The sequence below is a fragment of the Rhizobium sp. ARZ01 genome (assembly GCF_014851675.1).
In the GTDB taxonomy this organism is placed as follows: Bacteria; Pseudomonadota; Alphaproteobacteria; order Rhizobiales; family Rhizobiaceae; genus Mycoplana.
The window spans coordinates 2,512,627-2,531,939 of record NZ_JACVAE010000001.1 but is presented as its reverse complement, the minus strand read 5'-3'; the positions used below and the strand labels follow the sequence as shown (position 1 = coordinate 2,531,939).

At 60.4% G+C, this 19,313-nt stretch carries 19 protein-coding genes; 11 read left to right on the top strand and 8 right to left on the bottom strand.

The window, feature by feature from the left end:
- Positions 1-8: 8 nt before the first annotated feature.
- The 11 genes from IB238_RS12090 (at position 9) to IB238_RS12040 (ending at position 9,235) form a co-directional block, all read left to right on the top strand.
- The gene (locus IB238_RS12090) at positions 9-263 is read left to right on the top strand and encodes a hypothetical protein (protein WP_192246520.1); all 255 of its coding nucleotides are present in this window, start codon (positions 9-11) and stop codon (positions 261-263) included.
- Between the two features lie 159 nt (positions 264-422).
- Positions 423-1,325 carry a branched-chain amino acid ABC transporter permease LivH gene (locus tag IB238_RS12085; RefSeq protein WP_192246518.1) on the top strand — a complete coding sequence of 301 codons (903 nt, stop codon included), beginning with the start codon at positions 423-425 and terminating at the stop codon, positions 1,323-1,325.
- A gap of 4 nt (positions 1,326-1,329) precedes the next feature.
- Positions 1,330-2,721, top strand: coding sequence for a high-affinity branched-chain amino acid ABC transporter permease LivM (livM, locus tag IB238_RS12080; RefSeq protein WP_192246516.1), 1,392 nt, complete (start codon positions 1,330-1,332; stop codon positions 2,719-2,721).
- Positions 2,721-3,596, top strand: coding sequence for an ABC transporter ATP-binding protein (locus IB238_RS12075; protein ID WP_192246514.1), 876 nt, complete (start codon positions 2,721-2,723; stop codon positions 3,594-3,596). Before livM ends, IB238_RS12075 begins: the two co-directional genes overlap by 1 nt.
- Entirely contained in the window at positions 3,596-4,321 is a 726-nt protein-coding gene (locus IB238_RS12070; RefSeq protein WP_192246512.1) for an ABC transporter ATP-binding protein, read from the top strand. The genes IB238_RS12075 and IB238_RS12070 overlap by 1 nt, the downstream gene beginning before the upstream one ends.
- A 120-nt stretch (positions 4,322-4,441) precedes the next feature.
- Positions 4,442-4,786, top strand: a complete 345-nt coding sequence (locus IB238_RS12065) for a DUF6867 family protein (protein ID WP_192246510.1) — start codon at positions 4,442-4,444, stop codon at positions 4,784-4,786.
- Positions 4,787-4,901: 115 nt separating this feature from the next.
- Positions 4,902-6,020, top strand: a complete 1,119-nt coding sequence (locus tag IB238_RS12060) for a branched-chain amino acid ABC transporter substrate-binding protein (protein ID WP_192246508.1) — start codon at positions 4,902-4,904, stop codon at positions 6,018-6,020.
- A 114-nt stretch (positions 6,021-6,134) separates the two neighbouring features.
- Positions 6,135-7,106, top strand: a complete 972-nt coding sequence (locus tag IB238_RS12055) for a D-glycerate dehydrogenase (protein WP_192246506.1) — start codon at positions 6,135-6,137, stop codon at positions 7,104-7,106.
- Between the two features lie 57 nt (positions 7,107-7,163).
- Positions 7,164-7,610: a lysozyme inhibitor LprI family protein gene (locus tag IB238_RS12050; RefSeq protein WP_192246504.1), complete on the top strand. Its 447-nt coding sequence runs from the start codon at positions 7,164-7,166 to the stop codon at positions 7,608-7,610.
- 2 nt (positions 7,611-7,612) lie between these two features.
- Positions 7,613-8,272: a Urease operon accessory protein gene (locus IB238_RS12045; RefSeq protein ID WP_192246502.1), complete on the top strand. Its 660-nt coding sequence runs from the start codon at positions 7,613-7,615 to the stop codon at positions 8,270-8,272.
- A 120-nt stretch (positions 8,273-8,392) separates the two neighbouring features.
- The gene (locus IB238_RS12040; protein ID WP_192246500.1) at positions 8,393-9,235 is read left to right on the top strand and encodes a GGDEF domain-containing protein; all 843 of its coding nucleotides are present in this window, start codon (positions 8,393-8,395) and stop codon (positions 9,233-9,235) included.
- Positions 9,236-9,445: 210 nt separating this feature from the next.
- Here the strand turns inward: IB238_RS12040 and IB238_RS12035 are convergent, their stop codons facing one another.
- From IB238_RS12035 to IB238_RS12000, 8 genes are all read right to left on the bottom strand, one after another.
- A complete protein-coding gene (locus IB238_RS12035; RefSeq protein ID WP_192246498.1) occupies positions 9,446-10,129 on the bottom strand; it encodes a cyclic nucleotide-binding domain-containing protein in 684 nt (227 codons plus the stop codon).
- 219 nt (positions 10,130-10,348) lie between these two features.
- Positions 10,349-13,666: an efflux RND transporter permease subunit gene (locus IB238_RS12030; protein WP_192246496.1), complete on the bottom strand. Its 3,318-nt coding sequence runs from the start codon at positions 13,664-13,666 to the stop codon at positions 10,349-10,351.
- A gap of 173 nt (positions 13,667-13,839) precedes the next feature.
- Positions 13,840-15,045 carry an efflux RND transporter periplasmic adaptor subunit gene (locus IB238_RS12025; protein WP_192246494.1) on the bottom strand — a complete coding sequence of 402 codons (1,206 nt, stop codon included), beginning with the start codon at positions 15,043-15,045 and terminating at the stop codon, positions 13,840-13,842.
- A 335-nt stretch (positions 15,046-15,380) separates the two neighbouring features.
- A complete protein-coding gene (locus IB238_RS12020) occupies positions 15,381-16,373 on the bottom strand; it encodes an ABC transporter substrate-binding protein (RefSeq protein WP_192246492.1) in 993 nt (330 codons plus the stop codon).
- Between the two features lie 19 nt (positions 16,374-16,392).
- Positions 16,393-17,262 (bottom strand): ABC transporter permease, encoded by an 870-nt coding sequence (locus tag IB238_RS12015; RefSeq protein WP_192246490.1) that lies wholly within the window; start codon positions 17,260-17,262, stop codon positions 16,393-16,395.
- The gene (locus tag IB238_RS12010; protein ID WP_192246488.1) at positions 17,259-18,143 is read right to left on the bottom strand and encodes an ABC transporter permease; all 885 of its coding nucleotides are present in this window, start codon (positions 18,141-18,143) and stop codon (positions 17,259-17,261) included. Before IB238_RS12010 ends, IB238_RS12015 begins: the two co-directional genes overlap by 4 nt.
- Before the next feature lie 2 nt (positions 18,144-18,145).
- Positions 18,146-18,481 carry a hypothetical protein gene (locus IB238_RS12005; RefSeq protein WP_192246486.1) on the bottom strand — a complete coding sequence of 112 codons (336 nt, stop codon included), beginning with the start codon at positions 18,479-18,481 and terminating at the stop codon, positions 18,146-18,148.
- Positions 18,482-19,282: an ABC transporter ATP-binding protein gene (locus tag IB238_RS12000; RefSeq protein ID WP_192246484.1), complete on the bottom strand. Its 801-nt coding sequence runs from the start codon at positions 19,280-19,282 to the stop codon at positions 18,482-18,484.
- Between the last annotated feature and the right edge of the window lie 31 nt (positions 19,283-19,313).

Here is a 19,313-nt window from a genome sequence, read left to right as displayed (position 1 = left end):
AGCGCGCGATGACCGCAATGCTCTTGATTAATTTTGCTTTCTGGCAACCGCTGAATTTTTTCGGCCGAATCCCGTGGTCGAAGTTGAAGCTCAGATCTTCAACAATGTATTCGTCGCGCTATTGGTGTGGGGCCGTGTCTCTGACACCGTGCGGCGACTGCCGCAACGCTCAGTTGAAGCAGTGGAAAAACGGTGGATTCCACGGCTTCTTGTCCTTCAGGCAGTTGCAAGCCGCTATTATTTTTGAGTTTCGGCCGGCTTAATCGACAATTCCACCAAAAAAGCGAAGAAGTTTGTCAGTGTGCCATTTTAGGCTTCCCTTTTGATCGGAAAGCAGTATGGATTCCAGTACTCAGGAGTTCACCAAGGAACTCTAAATAACAAGAGATGCGGCCATCAGGATCGCATCCCGGGGATAGCAAATGGAATATTTTGTGCAGCAGCTCATCAATGGGCTGACTCTAGGCTCGATCTATGGCCTGATCGCCATCGGCTACACGATGGTTTATGGTATCATCGGCATGATCAACTTCGCCCATGGCGATATTTTCATGTTGGGCGGGTTCGCCGCGTTGATCATCTTTCTGGTGCTTACCAGCATTTTCGTCGGTCTCCCGGTCGTCATTTTGTTGTTGGTGATGATGGCGGCGGCGATGCTGACAGCCTCGCTGTGGAACTGGACGATCGAAAAGGTGGCCTACCGGCCGCTGCGCGGCTCGTTCCGCCTGGCGCCGCTGATCACCGCCATCGGCATGTCGATTACACTGTCGAACTTCATCCAGGTCACGCAGGGCCCGCGCAACAAGCCGATCCCGCCGCTGGTATCGTCGGTCTACAACGTCTTCGGCATCTCGATCTCGCTGAAGCAGGTCCTCATCATGATCCTCACGGTGAGTCTGCTGGCGACATTCTGGTACATCGTCAACAAGACGGCCCTCGGTCGCGCCCAGCGCGCCACCGAGCAGGATCGCAAGATGGCCGCCCTGCTCGGCATCGACGTCGATCGCACGATCTCCATCACCTTCGTAATGGGTGCAGCGCTCGCTGCGGTCGCTGGCACGATGTATCTGATGTATTATGGCGTCATCGTGTTCACCGACGGCTTCGTTCCTGGCGTGAAGGCCTTCACGGCGGCGGTTCTGGGTGGCATCGGCTCGCTTCCCGGTGCGGTGATCGGCGGGCTTCTGATTGGACTGATCGAGTCGCTCTGGTCGGCCTACTTCACGATCGACTACAAGGACGTCGCGACGTTCTCGATCCTCGCCATCGTTCTGATCTTCAAGCCGTCCGGCATTCTCGGACGACCGGAAGTCGAGAAGGTATAATTCAATGGCCACCATTTCCTACTCCAAAGAGAGCGCCGCCGGGAACCTGACGGCGAAGGCTCTGCGCGAGGGCTTTTACGCCGGTCTGATCGCTCTCGGCCTCTTCGTCCTGTTCGTCGGCCTGCAGACGACGCAGAACATCCGCAACGAACTCGTCCTGAACCAACGCTGGGGATTGCTGGCGACCTTCGTCGCCATCGCCGCAGTCGGCCGGTTCTTGGGCGTCGCCTACGTCCAACCGTGGGTCGCTGCGCGCAAGGCTGCCAAAGCTGCTGTCGTCGAGAAAGAGGCCCCCGAAGGCTTTTTCGCGCGCAACTTCAGCAAGCTCGCAATTCTCGCGCTCGTCCTGATGCCGCCCATCGCCGTTTCGCTGTTTGGCGTGCAGGGGTCGCTGAAGTGGGTCGACAACTTCGGTATCCAGATCCTCATCTATGTGATGCTCGCCTGGGGCCTGAACATCGTCGTCGGTCTCGCCGGCCTGCTCGACCTCGGATACGTCGCCTTCTACGCCGTGGGTGCCTATTCCTACGCGCTTCTGGCGCAGCATTTCGGCTTCTCGTTCTGGATTCTTCTTCCGCTTGCCGGAATTCTTGCCGCCTTCTGGGGCATGATCCTCGGTTTCCCGGTTTTGCGCCTCAAAGGGGACTATCTCGCGATCGTGACGCTTGCCTTCGGTGAGATCATACGCCTGGTGCTGATCAACTGGACGGAAGTTACCAAGGGAACCTTCGGCATCTCGGGCATTCCAAAGGCATCTGTTTTCGGCATCTGGTCTTTCGACGTCAGCGCCCCGAACAACTTTGCCAAGTCGTTTGGCCTTCCGATGTCATCGGCCTACTACAAGATCTTCCTGTTCTACGTCATCCTGGCGCTCGCTCTGCTGACGGCCTTCGTCACCATCCGCCTGCGTCGCATGCCGATTGGCCGTGCCTGGGAAGCGCTACGTGAGGATGAAATTGCCTGCCGCTCGCTTGGCATCAACACGGTCACGACCAAGCTGACCGCGTTTGCCACGGGCGCGATGTTCGGCGGCATTGCCGGCTCCTTCTTCGCGGTGCGTCAAGGCTTCGTCTCACCGGAGTCCTTCGTCTTCCTCGAGTCCGCGATCATCCTCGCCATCGTGGTTCTCGGCGGCATGGGCTCGCTAATCGGCATCGCAGTTGCTGCCACGGTCATGGTTGGCGGCACGGAGTTGCTGCGCGAAATGACCTTCCTGAAGCAGATCTTCGGTCCCGACTTCACCCCCGAACTCTATCGCATGCTGATCTTCGGCCTCGCGATGGTCGTGGTCATGGTCTGGAAACCGCGCGGCTTCGTCGGAAGCCGTGAACCGACAGCCTTCCTGCATGAGCGCAAGGCCGTGTCCGGCAGCTTCACCAAGGAAGGGCACGGCTAATGGCCCTCGAGACGAATACGATGAACAACGATCCAATCCTCAATGTCGAGCATCTGTCGATGCGCTTCGGCGGCCTGATGGCGATCAATGATCTGTCCTTCGAGGCTCGGCGCGGCGAGATCACGGCACTCATCGGCCCGAACGGTGCCGGCAAGACTACAGTCTTCAACTGTGTCACCGGCTTCTACAAGCCGACGATGGGCATGATCTCGATGACGCAGCAATCGGGCAGGAAGTTCCTTCTGGAGCGCATGCCGGATTTCGAGATCACCCGCGATGCCAAGGTCGCCCGGACGTTCCAGAACATCCGCATGTTCTCGGGCCTGACGGTCCTGGAGAACCTGCTCGTGGCGCAGCACAATATGCTGATGAAGGCCTCGGGATACACGATCCTTGGCCTCCTCGGCTTCAGTGGTTACCGGCGTGCCAAGGAACAGTCGATCGAGATCGCCAAATACTGGCTGGAAAAGGCGAACCTGCTCGAACGCGCCGACGACCCGGCGGGCGACCTGCCCTACGGTGCGCAGCGGCGTCTCGAAATCGCGCGAGCCATGTGCACGGGGCCAGAGTTTCTCTGCCTGGATGAGCCGGCCGCCGGTCTCAACCCGCGTGAATCGCTGGCCTTGAACGAACTGCTGCGGTCGATCCGCAAGGACACGGGGACATCGCTGCTCCTGATCGAGCATGACATGTCGGTCGTCATGGAAATTTCAGACCACGTCATCGTGCTCGAATATGGTCAGAAGATTTCGGACGGTACGCCCGATGAGGTGAAAAACGATCCAAGGGTCATCGCGGCCTATCTGGGTGTCGAGGACGAAGAGGTCGAAGAGGTGATCGAGCAGATTGAGGGCGAGCAGGGGGCGAAGCACTAATGAGCGAGACCCTTCTCAAGGTTCAAGGCGTCGAAACCTACTACGGCAACATCCGTGCACTGGCCGGAGTCGATGTCGAGGTCAAGCGCGGCGAGATCGTCAGCCTGATCGGGGCTAACGGCGCCGGCAAGTCGACGCTGATGATGACCATTTGCGGCAGCCCGCAGGCGCGCACCGGCACCGTTACATTCGCCGGCCAGGAGATCACGCGTCTGCCAACGCACGAGATCGCTCGTCTTCGCATCGCGCAGTCGCCGGAAGGGCGCCGTATCTTCCCGCGCATGACGGTCTACGAAAACCTGCAGATGGGCGCGAGCCTCGACAATCTGAAGTACTTCGATGAGGACGTGGAAAAAATCTTCACGCTCTTCCCGCGCCTGAAGGAACGCCAGGCTCAGCGTGGCGGAACGCTATCGGGTGGCGAGCAACAGATGCTCTCCATCGGCCGTGCGCTGATGGCGCGGCCGAAGCTGCTGCTGCTTGATGAGCCGTCGCTCGGTCTTGCGCCGCTGATCGTCAAACAGATCTTCGATGCCATCAAGGTGTTGAACAAGGAGCAGGGTCTGACCGTGTTCCTCGTCGAGCAGAATGCCTTTGCCGCGCTGAAGCTGTCCGACCGTGGCTACGTCATGGTCAACGGCCGGGTGACGATGAGCGGGACGGGCAAAGAGCTGCTGGCAAATCCGGAGGTGCGTGCCGCCTATCTCGAAGGCGGCCGGCATTGATTACGGACCCGCGCATGATCCTCAAATCATCCCGACCAAAGATCATGCGCAAATCCATAGAGTTACAGCGACCCTTGCGCGTTCTGCATCTCGCGCGGCGCTGTACGAGGAGTATGTGACATGCAGGGAATACTCTACGAAGAGACGTCTATCTGGCAGTTTCTGTTCATCACCGTCATCATGGGCGGCTGGACCGCCTGGCGGACTGGAAAGAGCGTTGCGGAAAGCTGGCACAGCTACCGTACACTCGTCTTCTACGTGCTTTTGCTCGGTATTGCGATCCGCTTCATCCACCACGCGTTGTTCGAAGGTAGCATGCTGACTTTTCAGTACTATTTCGTGGACACGATCGTACTTTTGTTGTTTGCTACGGCCGGTTATCGCTACTACCGCACCAAACAGATGACCAATAACTACTATTGGCTCTACGAGAAGGCCTCGCCTTTCTCCTGGCGGGCCAAATAAGAGGGAACCCACGCACGGCGTGAAGGCGCCGGACGTGGAATAAAGACGCCGGCGCAATGATGGCGGGTATTGCGAACGGTCAACAATCTGCCTGCCTAAACTTGGGAGTAACAAGATGAAGAAGTCTCTATTGTCGGCTGTTGCCCTGACTGCAATGGTCGCCTTCAGCGGCAATGCCTGGGCCGACATCCTGATCGGCGTCGGCGGCCCGCTGACTGGCCCGAACGCTGCTTTCGGCGCGCAATTGCAGAAGGGGGCCGAGCAGGCCGCTGCCGACATCAATGCTGCTGGCGGCATCAACGGCGAGCAGATCAAGGTCGTTCTCGGCGACGACGTATCCGATCCGAAGCAGGGTGTTTCGGTCGCCAACAAATTCGTCGCTGATGGCGTGAAGTTTGTCGTCGGTCACTTCAACTCGGGTGTTTCGATCCCGGCCTCAGAAATCTACGCCGAAAACGGCGTGCTGCAGATCTCGCCGGCCTCCACCAACCCGACCTACACCGAGCGGGGCCTGTGGAATACCTTCCGTACCTGCGGTCGTGACGACCAGCAGGGCGCGGTGGCAGGCTCATTCGTCGCCGCTAATTTCAAGGACGCGAAGGTTGCCGTGTTGCACGACAAGACGCCGTATGGCCAGGGTCTTGCCGACGAAACCAAGAAGGCGATGAACGAAGCCGGCGTGACGGAAGCCGTCTATGAAGGCGTCAATGTCGGCGACAAGGACTTCTCGGCTCTCATCGCGAAGATGAAGGAAGCCGGCGTTTCGGTCGTCTACTGGGGCGGCCTCCACACCGAGTTCGGCCTCATCGAGCGCCAGTCCGCAGACCAGGGCCTGAAGGCTACCTTCATCTCGGGCGACGGCATCGTCTCGAACGAACTGGCTTCGATTGCCGGCGACGCCGTTAATGGCACGCTCATGACGTTCGCGCCCGATCCGCGCAAGAACCCGGCCGCAAAGGAACTCGTCGAGAAGTTCCGCGCTTCCGGCTTCGAGCCGGAAGCCTACACGCTCTACGCCTATGCTGCCGTTCAGGTCATCGCTGAAGGCGCCAAGGCTGCTGGCGGCACCGACGCGCAGGCCGTAGCCGAAGCCATCAAGTCGAAGGGCCCGTTCCCCACCGCCATCGGCGAACTCGGCTTCGATGAAAAGGGCGACATCACCCGTCCGGACTACGTTCTGTACACCTGGAAGAAGGGTGACGACGGCAAGTACAACTACTTCCAGAACGAGTAGTCGTTCTGACGGCACGGGCGGCATCAGACCGCCCGGACCGGTTTAAATTCGGGCCCGGCGCTTGCGTCCGGGCCTTTTTCATGTCTGGTGGCGGCGGAAAACGTGGAGAATGAAATGAGTAAGGCACGTATCCTGGTGACGCGACGCTGGCCGGAGCAGGTTGAGGCGGTTTTGGCCGAGCGGTTCGACACGACCTTCAATCGCGACGATCGGCCTATGGAGCAACTGGCCCTTGCCGATGCGCTGTCTCGTTACGATGCGGTCCTGCCGACTGTCTCAGACCGCCTGCCGGCTGCGTTGTTCGAGGGGCCGAAGCTTTCCGCGAAGATTATCGGCAACTACGGTGTCGGATACAATCATATCGACGTTGCTGCCGCCTCCGCCAAAGGCGTCGTCGTTACCAATACGCCCGGCGTTCTGACCGACTGCACGGCGGATATTGCGATGACGCTGCTGCTTTCAGTTGCGCGCCGCGCCGGTGAAGGCGAGAGGCAGGTACGATCGGACACGTGGAGCGGGTGGCGTCCGACACATATGATCGGCACCAAGGTAACGGGCAAGACGCTCGGCATCATCGGCTTCGGCCGCATAGGCAAGGCACTGGCCAAACGTTGCCATTTTGGCTTCGACATGGACGTCGTCTTCTACAACCGCTCGCGGGTCGATTCGGCCGTAGCGATGCAATACGGCGCGCGTCAATTAAACAGCATCGAGGAGGTGCTGGCGGCAGCGGATTTCGTTTCCCTGCATTGCCCGGGTGGCGGAGAGAACAGCAATTTGATCAACGCTGCTCGGCTTTCGGCGATGAAGCCGACCGCGTTTCTCATCAACACGGCGCGTGGGGATGTGATTGATGAGACGGCGCTGATCGCAGCCCTTTCCAACGGCAAAATTGCAGGTGCCGGCCTCGACGTCTACGCTGCGGAGCCGCACGTGCCCGAAAGGCTGCTTGCCATGGACAACGTGGTGCTTTTGCCGCATCTCGGCAGTGCAACGGCGGAAACCCGAACGGCGATGGGAATGAAGGTGGTGGACAATGTCACGGCCTTCTTTGAGGGGCGCGAGCCACCGAACCGGGTAGCCTGAACATCGAACGCGGGTCTGAGTGAATTTCCGCCTGTCTATGAATTGGGGATCAGCACGATGGGAACCAGAACTTCCTTCCTTTGCGCTCTCGCAGCTTTTGTTTGTTCTCTGTTCCTCAGCTCGACTGCGACGCTGGCGCAGGATGCCGACGATGACGTTGACTGCGCCAATGCCGTCACCCAGGTGGATCTGAACATTTGTGCCGGCAAGGATTACGCGGCGGCGGATGCTGAACTGAACCGCATCTATCGCGAGGCGATGAAGGCGATGGAGGCGACTGATAAGGAGCTCGGTTCGCTCAACCCGGCCTATGCCGGCGCGCTCGATGCGTTGAAGCGGGCGCAGCGCGCCTGGATTCCGTATCGTGACGGTCAGTGCGAACTTGCCGGTTTCGAGGCGCGGGGCGGGACCCTGGAGCCGATGCTTGTTGCCGGTTGTCTTTCTGATCTCACCCGCAAGCGGACGGAGGAACTGAAGAGCCTAGTACAGGCGCTGGGGAACTGAAGATGGAAACGGCCGCCGGCGGACGCGCGATCATGGTTGTCGGCAACGGCGAACTTCCGGCGGGTGCGGCGGACCGGATCGACTCGGCGGACGTCGTAATCCGCTTCAACGACTGCCGGTCGATCGGGCGAGGTGGCTGGAAGACCGATATCGTTGCTGTCTGCAACACCGGTAGACCTGCGCTCGCGATGCTGGGTGGTGGTCAATGGAAGGGACATCCTGCGGTTAGGGCAGCCGGCGCATTTTGGTGCGTGCGCGATCCTGTAAAGTATGCAGCCATGAGACCCATTCTGGCGCGGAGCAACCCTGACCTGGAAGATTTCTGCGACGACTACACGCTTGGTTTTAAGACTTTTGCAACGGCAAGCGGACGTCGATGCTATGTCGTACCGGCATCGGTTCACGAGGCGCTGGACGATGAGCTGCATGCGCTTGCAACCTCTCCCTACGTCGTTCCAAGTTCCGGCCTCGTCGTGGTCGCCGAGGTGTTGGAGAACCTTGTCCGGAGAAATGATCGCGTCATCCTTGCCGGCTTCGGTCATTCCGGCTGGGAATGGCATCCCTTTGCAGCTGAACGCGCCTGGGTGGACCGCCTTGTGGGGGCGGGCATGCTCGAACGCCTCTCGTTCCCACGGGACTCGAATCCGGAAAAGTCACACTGAGCTTAACCCCTGAGGGTGCCTCAATTTGGTGCATGGGCCTCGCTTCGAGTCTGTTTGGCAGTCCCATCTTGGGTCAATCGCAGGAATTCAGTCTATTTTTAGCTTTTGTATTAGGCGAATGTGAAATTCACCCAGTTATGTTCACCGCATGAGAATGCGGAGAATGTAATGTTTCGGGACGTTGGACCATCGGCAGCACTGCAAGAGGACCGCGCCGTCATTGCGAGGGTCGGCCTTTCTACGCTTTTGCCCTATGGATTTCTGGTGGCGGCCACCCTTGCAACTGCAATTCATCTGATCCTCAGTGCACTGCACGCGCCATTCCGCCTCCTGCCAATGCCTGAGCCAGGATACCTTTCTCAAGGCGCGGGGCCCTCCGTGTTGATGGCTGTCAGCGTCGCGGGCCTGCTCATGACCCTTGCCGCCCTCGGCGTCGCCGGCTGGCGCAGCACGCGCGCCAGGCTAGAGCAGGCTGGGGAGGTCAATTCGATCCCTATCGCGACTAAACCCGAACTAGTCGAAACGCTGGATGCGCCCATTTCCTCCGGCTTCCTCGTGCTATTCCAGGTGACGCACTTCGCCTTCATTTCGAGCCGCTATGGCAGTGATGCCGCGAACGCAGTGACCCGACTTGTTGTGGAAGAACTCGCGCGCACCTTTCGCGCGCCGCACCAACTCACGCGAACCGCTCCCGGCGAATTTCTCATCATGGCGGCGAGCCAGAGCCCTCACGACTGCATTCTGCTCGTGGAAGAAGTGCGCCGTTCAGTGGCGACACGCATGATCGCGACAGGCGGCTTAAACCTGACGGTCGCGCTTGCAGCCGGCATCGCCGATGTTTCTCCAAATGCACCGATGGTTTTGGCTTTGGACGCTGCGCGGCGAGCATTGGACCATGCCCGGAATACGGCTTGCGAGCGACCCGTTTTTGCTTTCGACGGACATGCGAAGGTGTTGCCCTGAGGGTATTTCACTGAGGGGCCCGCTAACGGCGACAGCCACCCACGATCGAAGGGTGGGCCTTAAAGCTTCAAGGCGATCACCAGCCTGCTCTTTTCCCGGCGCGCAAAGGACGTTCCCGGCAAAGACTCAGATCATTGCTTCGCGCATAATGGCCACCCCCGCACACCGGTGGTCCCTTGCGGATCGACCCGTGGCGTGGCAGCTGTCGGTCTAGACCGACTGCAAGACTTCGGGGTCGGTGACCTGCACCAACCGGCCGCGGACACTGACGCCGTAGCGCTTCAGATGCGAGAACGCGCGGGAGAGCGCTTCTGGTGCAAGTCCCAACTTTCCTGCCAGCAGGTTTTTCTGGTAGGGCAGGCGGAAACTGACATTGCGCGAGCCCTGCGGGCATTGCTTCTTCAGGTAGTGTGCAACTCGCTGCGGGGCAGTATGGAGCCGATCATCGGCCAAGGTGGAAAGGCTGCCTGCGAATTGGCCGGATAGGCCCGATGCAAGGGCGAGCGCCAGATCGGATTTGCGGGCGGCAAGCTCCCGGACGCGCTGCAGGTTGAACTGGACGATCTTGACGCTGTCGGTTGCCTGGGCACTGGCGCAATAGGTATGCCCATGCAGGCAGGCGCTCGCGCCGATCAGGTCACCCGGTTCGTGAACGAGCAGATCAACCTCGCGTCCCAGCGGGGAGAGATGAAAGCTGCGCACGTAACCGCTGAGCACGCAATAGAGCGTGTCGGCGAGGTCTCCCTCGCGAAACAGCACTTGTCGCGGCCCAATCGTACGAACTGTGGCAATCTCAAGCATTGCCGACAAGGTATCCAGTTCAAGTCTGGACAACAGCGGCAGTCCCATCAGTGTTTCGCGCTCCCAGGCGCTCGGCCTCATTATCCTGTTCATCGCTTTTTCACCCGTCTCTTCCCCATATGGTTCTTAGGGAGAGGCTTTCTCCCTGGAAGAGGGGAGCCGCCGCTCGTTGAACCAGCAGATGTTAAAGCGCCTTTTCGGGGCCTTCGTTGATTTCGGTCAAATAAACGCACAGCTCTGGAGCGCTCAAAAACGAGAAAAGCCGGGCGGAATTACCTGCCCGGCTTTCGTTTGACCTTAAGTTTGGTCACATCATTCGGCGGCAAGTTTCGAATGATGCGCGATGACGCTGAGCGGCTTCTTGGCACCGTCCCGATGCTGCTCCAAGGCGGTCACCCGGTCCCCCAAAGTATCGATGCTCTTTGCGGTTTCGATTGCTGCGTGCGTGAGCGCCTCGTTGTCGAGAGGAGGCGTCTCCTCGTCCTTCTTGCCGACGAGACGACCGAAGATCCTTGCGAGGAGCCGCGATAGGTCGTCCATGATCAGGAAGAACGATGGTACGACCACCAGCGACAGCACCGTCGAGACGATGATGCCGCCGATCACCGCAATCGCCATCGGCGCGCGGAACGTCCCGCCTTCGCCGACACCAAGCGCGGAGGGCAGCATACCAGCCGACATCGCGATCGACGTCATGATGATCGGGCGCGCACGCTTGCGCCCGGCCTCGACCATCGCCTGCAGACGGTTCATGCCTCGATGCATCATTTCGATCGCGAAATCGACCAGCAGGATCGCATTCTTCGTCACGATGCCCATCAGCATCAGGATGCCGATCAGCACCGGCATGGAGAGTGCGTTCTGCGTCAGGATCAGGCCGGCCGCCACACCGCCGATCGCAAGTGGCAGCGAGAACAGGATGGTGAAGGGCTGGATGACGTCCTTAAACAGCAAGATCAGCACCATCAACACCAGCAACAGGCCAAGCAGCATGGCGTTGCCGAAGCTCTGTACCATCTCTGCCTGGATTTCGGCGTCGCCGCTTTCCTGGAAGCGCACCGTCTCGGGCATGTCGATGCTGTTGGCGATCTCCTTGAAGCGGGCCGTCGCCGTATCCAGTGCCACACCGGGCTTGAGATCGGAGCCGATAGAGACGACCCGGTTGCGGTCGAAGCGCTTGATTGAACTGGGGCCTTCCGAATAGTCGATATCGGCAACCGACGACAGCGGTACGACCTGGCCGCTCGCGGTCTTGATCTTCAGATTACGGATCGCGCCGAGATCGCCGCGGAAATCGCGGTCGACCTGCACGCGGATCGGGATAAGGCGCCCATCGAGCGACATCTTGCTGAGCTGAGAATCGATGTCGCCGATGGTGGCGACGCGTATCACCTCGGAAATCTGCGCGGTGGTGATGCCGAGACGGGCCATCTTGTCATCGCGCGGCCGGATCTGCAGTTCAGGCCGGGGCAATGAACCTTCGGAGCTGACGTTCGAAAGCAGTGGATCGGCTCTCAGCTTGGCCTCGAGAACGGCGACCGTGTTGTTCAGATCTGCTTCGTTGTTGGAAAGCAGGTTAAACGTCAGGTCACGCTCGGCGCGGTCGTTGAGCTTTATGATGCGGACATCCGGGATATCGTGGACCGCGGCGAAGATCGCCTTCTCGACATCCCACTGCGGTTTGATGCGACCGGTCGGCGGCAGCTTCGGAAGGTACTGGCCGATCACAGGCAGATCGCCGAGGAGGTCGTTGACGACCTTGTTGACGAGCGAGTGATCCCGCTTCTCCAGCATGACCGTCACCGAGGCGCGGCGCAGCTCGAGGTCACCCTTCGGTGAGGAGCCTCCCAACACGAAGATATCACTGACGCCATCGATGTCTTTTACCCGGTCAAAGATCTCGGACGTTGCGCGGTCGGTGTCCTCCAGCATGGCATCGGGCGGGAGCTCGACCGAGAGAACGACGCGCGAAGCATCCTCCGGCGGCATGAAACTGCCGGGAACGGTAAAGAGCAGCATCATCGAAGCGACAAGAAAGGCAATGGCACCGAGAAGCGTGGCGTAGCGGCTATACCAGTGCTTGGTCGTCACGGTCACAAGCCAGGTGTAGCCGCGCATGAAGGCGCCGTCCTTTTCCTCGCCGTGGCCGTCCCCATCGCTGGAACGCATCAGGTAGGCGGCCATCACGGGGGTGATCAATCGCGCCACCGCAAGCGAGAAAAATACCGCGACGGCGACGGTGAGGCCGAACTGGATGAAGTACTGACCCGGGATGCCGGGCATGAAAGATACCGGCACGAACACGGCGATGATGGTGAACGTTGTGGCAATCACCGCGAGGCCAATTTCATCTGCGGCTTCGATGGCGGCCCGGTACGGAGTCTTGCCCATCTTGATGTGGCGCGCGATGTTCTCGATCTCAACGATCGCGTCATCGACCAGGATACCAGTGGCAAGCGTCATGGCGAGGAAACTGACGAGGTTCAACGAGAAACCCAGCAGATCCATGACGTAGAAGGTGGGTATCGCGGAGAGCGGCAGCGCGACGGCCGAGATCAGCGTCGCACGCCAGTTGCGAAGGAAGAGCAGCACGACGATGACGGCCAGGATCGCGCCTTCCATCAGCGTGTGGATCGCCGCTTCGTAGTTGCCGTAGGTGAAGTAGACGGCGTCGTCGACAAGGCTGATCGCGACGTCCGGATTCTGCTCGCGCACCTTGGTGAGCGCCTTTTCGACGGACTCGGCAACGGTCACCTCGCTGGCGCCCTTCGAGCGGAAGACGGCAAAGGTTACAACCGGGGTGCCATTGAAGCGAGAGAACGAGCGGGGCTCCTCGTAGGTGTCTGTGATCCGGCCAAGCTCTGACAGGCGGACGAAGCGGCCATTTGGAAGCGCGATCATCGTGGCGGCCAGCTTTTCCACGGAGCGGGCGTCGCCAAGGACACGGATCGCCTGTTCGGCGCCGGCGATCTGGCCGCGACCGGAGCCGACATCGGCGTTCATGCTGCGCAGTTGACGGTTCACGTCGGCGGCGGAAATGCCGAAGGATTCAAGCCTGTCGGAATTGAGGTCGACCAGCACCTCCCGGTCGGCGCCGCCGAAACGATCGATCTTGCCGACACCCGGCTGGCCCTGCAATGCGCGTTTGACGGTGTCGTCGACGAACCAGGATAGCTCTTCGAGCGTCATGTTGGGCGAGGAGACGGCAAAGGTCTGGATTGCCTGCCCCTCCACATCGATCTTGGTGACAACCGGCTCCTCGACCGTTGCCGGCAGGTCGCTGCGGATGCGGTCGATCGCATCCTTGACGTCCTGCAGTGCCTGGTTCGTCGGCACTTCGATCTCGAACAGGACTGATGTCACCGAACTGCCGTCGGTGACGGTCGACATGATGTCGTCGACACCGGAAATGCCGGCGACCGCGTCCTCGATCTCCTTGGTTACCTGAAGCTCGAGCTCGGCAGGGGCCGCCCCGCTTTGAGTGACGGTGATCGCGATCACTGGCACATCGATGTTGGGAAAGCGCGTGATCGGCAGTGAATAGAAAGATTGCAGCCCGACGACCATCAGCAGGAAGAAGGCAAGCAGCGGCGCGATTGGGTTGCGAATGGACCAGGCAGAAAAATTCATGTTCCAGATATCCTCATCCCAGATTTCGCACCAACCGCCAATGTTCGCAGCTTGAAGGTCGCGCTTCAGACCGCGCGTCCCGTGGCGCGCGGACAGTCCGAATTATCTTCTCGCAATGCCTTCACTGCGGCCTTGCGTATTTGTGCGGCCCGAGACCGTTTTGTGCGACTTTCCTAGTTCGCAGCAACCGGCGAGGTCGCCTTTACCGGCCTGACCCTGTCACCGTCGCGGACATAGGCGCCCGCCTTCGCTACGACCTCGTCGCCGGCTTTGAGGCCACTTGCGATCTCGATCACCTGGCCGTCCTGGATGCCGGTCTCGACTTTCACGAGCTTGACGATCCCGTCCTCGACTTTACGCGCAACCGTACCGTCGCGCGAGGTGGTGATCGCGGAAAGCGGGAGCACGATGCCTTTCGTTTCCTGCGCGATGATCTCGGCGCTGGCAAACATGCCGACGCGCGCCTTTTCCGGTTCGTCCAGCTTGATGTAAACGTGGCCGAGGCGGGTATCGTTGCTCAGCGTCGGTTCGACCAGGCGAATGCGGCCGGAGAGCTTCGCCGCGCCGCCGGCAAGCGTTACCGTCGCCTTCTGGCCGACAGCAAGCTTGAGAATCGAGGATTCCGAGACATCCGCTTTCAACTCGATCTCGCCGTCGCGGATGATCGAGAACAGCGGCTGGCTGGCGCCCATGGCGATTGCGCCGATCTTGGCGGTCCGTGAGGAGATGATGCCGGAAACCGGAGCCTTGACGGCGGTGCGGGCGAGTTTCAGGTCGATGTCGGCGATCTGCGCGTCCATAACCTTGATCTCTGCCTTTGATACGGAAATGGCCTGTTCGGCAGAGGTGACGCGCGAGACCGCTGCCTTCGCAGCGGCAGTGGCCTGATCGAAGATCGCCTGGGAGGTCGCTCCTGACTTTACCAGCTTTTCGGCGCGCTCACGCGCCTTGTCGGCTTCCTCGGCATTCGCCTTTGCTTCGATCAATTGCGCTTCGATCTGCGCCAGGGAAGCCTCGGCTTTGGCGCGCATCGCTTCGAGCTGGCTCTTCTGCAAGATCAGCGCATCGTCGTTGAGGGTTGCGAGCGTATCGCCTTCCTTCACGCGATCGGCGACTTCGGCGCCAAGCGAGCGGATGGAAAGGCCGTCGACAAGCGGGGCGACATAGACCTCCTCGACAGGCTGGATCGTGCCGGTGGCGATCACGCGGTCGACGATCGTCCGTTCTTCGGCCGCGGTAACGACGATCGCCGGCAGATTTTCCGTCTGTTCATTTCCGGGCTGGCTGGGGGCGGCATCGGCAGCGTGCAGGCCGCCTGCATAGGCAGCTGCGGTTGCAGCGACGGAAAGGCAGAGTACGTACTTCAATCCACGCGCCATGAGCCGACCTTTTCAATATGCAGGCAATTTTCGAACCACGCCGGAGATTTTTGTTTTTTTGCCGGCGGGCATTCCATCCCAGATTTGGCCGGAAGCGTTGTCGTAGATCTTCCATCGGCTTTGAAACGGCCGGGTTCCAAACTGCGCGGTCTATGTAATGGGACGCGCAACGGCTTACAAGGGTCCACTCAGGATGGTGCCTCAATATTTTACATCCTGTGATGTCGCAGTGCAACAGACGGGAACCGTGCCATCCTGGCGCGCATCCGGTCGCCGAAAAAGCATGAGCGCGCGGCAGCGAGTGCCGCGCGCTCATCATCTGTAGGCAGGCTCAACTATTTCAGGGCTGCGTCGCTGACCTCATGCGTCCAGGCACCTTGGGGTTCCTTAGAGATAACCGGATCCGAACCGCCCGAAAGCAGTGAAGCGACGGTGCGCTTATAGTCGGCCTCGTCGAGCGCGCCGTTCGAGCCGGCGGTGAGCTTGGCGACTTCGCCCATCATGCGCTTCTGATGGGTTTCGGTCTGGGCGCCGGTCGAGTCGTTTTCGAGGACGATCTCGGCTGCGTCATCCGGGTTCTCCTCGGCCCATTTCCAGCCCTTCATCGAGGCGCGGACGAACTTCACCATCTTTTCCTTGAAGGCCGGGTCCTTCAGCTTGTCCTCCAGCACGTAGAGGCCATCCTCCAGCGTCGCCACGCCCTGGTCCTCATATTTGAAGGTGACGAGGTCTTCCGGCTTGATGCCGGCATCGATCACCTGCCAGTACTCGTTGTAGGTCATGGTGGAGATGCAAGCGGCCTGCTTCTGGATCAGCGGGTCGACGTTGAAGCCCTGCTTCAAAACGGTCACGCCTTCCGGCCCGCCATCTGTCGGGATCTTCAGGTGGCTCATCCAGGACAGGAACGGATACTCGTTGCCGAAGAACCAGACGCCGAGGGTCTTGCCCTTGAAATCCTCCGGACCCTTGACGCCGGATTCCTTCAGACAGGTCAGCATCATGCCGGATTGCTTGAAGGGCTGGGCGATGTTGACCAGCGGAACGCCCTTTTCGCGGGTGGCAAGCGCAGATGGCATCCAGTCGACGATGACGTCGGCGCCGCCGCCGGCGATCACCTGGGCCGGCGCGATATCAGGGCCGCCCGGCTTGATTTCGACGTCGAGGCCTTCCTCCTCATAAAAGCCCTTGTCCTTTGCCACGTAGTAGCCGGCGAATTGTGCCTGGGTGACCCACTTCAGCTGCAAGGTGACCTTGTCGGCAGCCTCGGCCTGGAAGGCGGCAAGCGAGAAGGCACTTGCCATAAGAAGCGATGCAATAGTCTTTTTCATAGCGGTTCCCTCATTATTATTACGCCTGTCCACCGCGGACAGACGGATGCCAGAAGGTGACGGTGCGCTCGACGAGCGCGACCACCCCGTAGAAGAGCGAGCCGGCGAGCGCTGCGATCGCGATCTCGGCCCAGACCATGTCGACATTCATGCGGCCCACTTCCGTGGAAATCCGGAAACCCATGCCGACAATGGGCGTTCCGAAAAACTCGGCGACGATGGCGCCGATCAGCGCCAGCGTGGAATTGATCTTGAGTGCATTGAATATGAAAGGCCAGGCGGCGGGAAGCCGCAATTTGACGAGGGTCTGCCACCAACTCGCCGCATAGGTCCGCATCAGGTCGCGTTCCATATGGCTGGCCGCGGCAAGGCCTGCGACCGTGTTCACCAGCATGGGGAAGAAGGTCATGATGACGACGACGGCTACCTTAGACTGCCAATCGAAGCCGAACCACATCACCATGATGGGAGCGACGCCGATCACCGGTAGCGCCGAGACGAAATTGCCGAGCGGCAACAAGCCCTTCTGCAGGAAGGGCGAGCGGTCGATCAGGATCGCGACAAGGAAGCCGAGGCCGCAGCCGAGGGCATAGCCGGTGATCACCGACTTCAGGAACGTCTGCCGGAAATCCGCCCAGAGCGTGGGGACCGAGTTGATCAGCCGGGCCCAGATCATGCTCGGTGGCGGCAGCAGCACGGAGGGCACGTTGAACCCGCGCACGATGCCTTCCCAAAGGACCAGGATGGTGATGCCGAAAAGGAGCGGGACGGCAAGACGTGCGGCCCGCTGTGCCAAATGGCTTTGAAAACGCTGGCGTACAAGCCACTCGTTGAACGCCCAGGCGGCGAGCCAGAAGGCGACGGCAAAGAGGAGCGGTGCGTAGGTCATGCGCGAGCTCCCATGCGCTTGAGGACGGCTGAATGGGCAATGCCAACGATGATGACGAGCAGGGCTGCCACGGCTGCCGCCATGAACAGCGCCGCCCAGATCTGAACCGTCTGGCCGTAGTAGGAGCCGGCAAGCAGACGCGCACCGAGACCGGCAACTGCACCTGTCGGAAGCTCACCGACGATGGCACCGACGAGCGAGATCGCGACCGCCACTTTCAGCGAGGTGAAGAGATAGGGCATGGAGGACGGCCAGCGCAGTTTCCAGAAAGTCTGCGCGGGGGAGGCGTTGTAGGTGTGCATCAGATCCAGCTGGATCTGTTCGGGGCTGCGCAAGCCCTTCACCATGCCGACGACGACGGGGAAAAAGCTGAGATAGGTCGAGATCAGCGCCTTCGGCAGCAGGCCGGAAAGGCCGACCGCGTTGAGCACGACGATGATCATCGGGGCAATCGCAAGGATCGGGATGGTCTGGCTGGCGATGACCCAGGGCATCAGCGAGCGATCCATCGCCTTGTTGTGGACGATGCCGATCGCAAGCAGGATGCCGAGCGCCGTGCCCATGGCGAAGCCCAGCAGCGTCGCCGAGAGCGTTACCCAGGCGTGGTAGACGAGGCTGCGCTTGGACGTGATCGCCTTGTTGACCGTGGTGTCCCAGAGTTCGGCCACCACCTGGTGCGGTGCCGGCAGGACCGGCCGCTCCTGTGCCATGGTCTTCGGCAGGAGCTCGGAGAACGTGATGGTCGTCCCGTTGCGGGCAGCGGTGTCACGTTCGAACGGGGCATTGAGGAAGACGACCGAGACGTACCAGATCGCGATGATTGCCAGCACCACGGTCCCGATCGGAAAGAGCTTGTCCCTGAAAAAGCTATGTTCTTCCATTGTCAGCTCCGTTCCGCAGTGGGAAGCAGCATCAGCCCCATGGCGAGCACGCCCAAGCCGACGCCGGCAAGCTGGGTGCTGCTCAGCCGCTCGCCGAAGACGACGAAGGCGATGACGTTGATAAGGAGCAACTGCGCGATAGCCGATGCCGAGATAGCAAGCCCCAACCCGCCTTCACGCATCAACCGCACCATCATCAGGTTTCCGACGCAATAGAGCCCGAGTGAAAAGAGCAGCAGCAGCATGTTGCTGCTGGAGACATAGGCGCGCGACGCCGTCGCCGCCGCCAGAAAAACGGCCATCGATCCGGCCAGCCAGAGGATGAACTGCGGATTCATTTACCGGTGATCCTCATAGCTGTGCCCCGCACGCAAACCCTCACGGACACGATGGGCAATCTCGAGGAACTCCGGCGTCTCGCGAATGTCGAGCGGGCGCTCTTTCGGCAGGGTGGATTCGATGATGTCGGTGACACGGCCGGGGCGGGGGCTCATCACGACGATCTTGGTCGAGAGGTAGACGGCTTCGGGAATCGAATGGGTGACGAAGCAGATCGTCTTATTGGTGCGGTCCCAGAGTTTCAGCAGCGCTTCGTTCAGGTGATCGCGGACGATCTCGTCGAGCGCGCCGAACGGTTCGTCCATCAGGAGCAAGTCGGCATCGAAGGCCAGCGCGCGGGCGATCGAGGCGCGCTGCTGCATACCGCCGGAGAGCTGCCAGGGATACTTCTTGCCGAAGCCGGTGAGATTGACGAGGTCGAGCGTGCGGGCGATGCGCTCCTTCTGCTCGGCCGCCTGGTAGCCCATGATCTCCAGCGGCAGCGCGATATTCTTTTCGATCGTCCGCCAGGGATAGAGGGCGGCCGCCTGGAAGACATAGCCATAGGCGCGCTTGTGGCGTGCCTGCTCCGGCGTCAGGCCATTGACGGTGATGGTGCCGGAGGTCGGTTTTTCCAGGTCGGCGATGACGCGCAGGAATGTCGTCTTGCCGCAGCCGGAGGGGCCGATGAAGGAGACGAAGTCGCCCTTGTCGACGGTGAGGTTTACGTCCGAGAGCGCGTTGACCGGACCGTCGGCGGTCTCGAAGGTCAGGCCGAGATTCGTCGCGCAAACAACGGAAGAGGTGGATGCTTTGTTCATTCCTGTGCCCTCGGTGGCGCTGGCGGAACCA

Excerpts from the sequence above, each read along its gene's own strand:
- IB238_RS12090 (WP_192246520.1), top strand. The coding sequence starts at position 9 with ATGACCGCAATGCTCTTGATTAATTTTGCTTTCTGGCAACCGCTGAAT.
- IB238_RS12085 (WP_192246518.1), top strand. The coding sequence starts at position 423 with ATGGAATATTTTGTGCAGCAGCTCATCAATGGGCTGACTCTAGGCTCG.
- livM (WP_192246516.1), top strand. The coding sequence starts at position 1,330 with ATGGCCACCATTTCCTACTCCAAAGAGAGCGCCGCCGGGAACCTGACG.
- IB238_RS12075 (WP_192246514.1), top strand. The coding sequence starts at position 2,721 with ATGGCCCTCGAGACGAATACGATGAACAACGATCCAATCCTCAATGTC.
- IB238_RS12070 (WP_192246512.1), top strand. The coding sequence starts at position 3,596 with ATGAGCGAGACCCTTCTCAAGGTTCAAGGCGTCGAAACCTACTACGGC.
- IB238_RS12065 (WP_192246510.1), top strand. The coding sequence starts at position 4,442 with ATGCAGGGAATACTCTACGAAGAGACGTCTATCTGGCAGTTTCTGTTC.
- IB238_RS12060 (WP_192246508.1), top strand. The coding sequence starts at position 4,902 with ATGAAGAAGTCTCTATTGTCGGCTGTTGCCCTGACTGCAATGGTCGCC.
- IB238_RS12055 (WP_192246506.1), top strand. The coding sequence starts at position 6,135 with ATGAGTAAGGCACGTATCCTGGTGACGCGACGCTGGCCGGAGCAGGTT.
- IB238_RS12050 (WP_192246504.1), top strand. The coding sequence starts at position 7,164 with ATGGGAACCAGAACTTCCTTCCTTTGCGCTCTCGCAGCTTTTGTTTGT.
- IB238_RS12045 (WP_192246502.1), top strand. The coding sequence starts at position 7,613 with ATGGAAACGGCCGCCGGCGGACGCGCGATCATGGTTGTCGGCAACGGC.
- IB238_RS12035 (WP_192246498.1), bottom strand. The coding sequence starts at position 10,129 with ATGAACAGGATAATGAGGCCGAGCGCCTGGGAGCGCGAAACACTGATG.
- IB238_RS12030 (WP_192246496.1), bottom strand. The coding sequence starts at position 13,666 with ATGAATTTTTCTGCCTGGTCCATTCGCAACCCAATCGCGCCGCTGCTT.
- IB238_RS12025 (WP_192246494.1), bottom strand. The coding sequence starts at position 15,045 with ATGGCGCGTGGATTGAAGTACGTACTCTGCCTTTCCGTCGCTGCAACC.
- IB238_RS12020 (WP_192246492.1), bottom strand. The coding sequence starts at position 16,373 with ATGAAAAAGACTATTGCATCGCTTCTTATGGCAAGTGCCTTCTCGCTT.
- IB238_RS12015 (WP_192246490.1), bottom strand. The coding sequence starts at position 17,262 with ATGACCTACGCACCGCTCCTCTTTGCCGTCGCCTTCTGGCTCGCCGCC.
- IB238_RS12010 (WP_192246488.1), bottom strand. The coding sequence starts at position 18,143 with ATGGAAGAACATAGCTTTTTCAGGGACAAGCTCTTTCCGATCGGGACC.
- IB238_RS12005 (WP_192246486.1), bottom strand. The coding sequence starts at position 18,481 with ATGAATCCGCAGTTCATCCTCTGGCTGGCCGGATCGATGGCCGTTTTT.
- IB238_RS12000 (WP_192246484.1), bottom strand. The coding sequence starts at position 19,282 with ATGAACAAAGCATCCACCTCTTCCGTTGTTTGCGCGACGAATCTCGGC.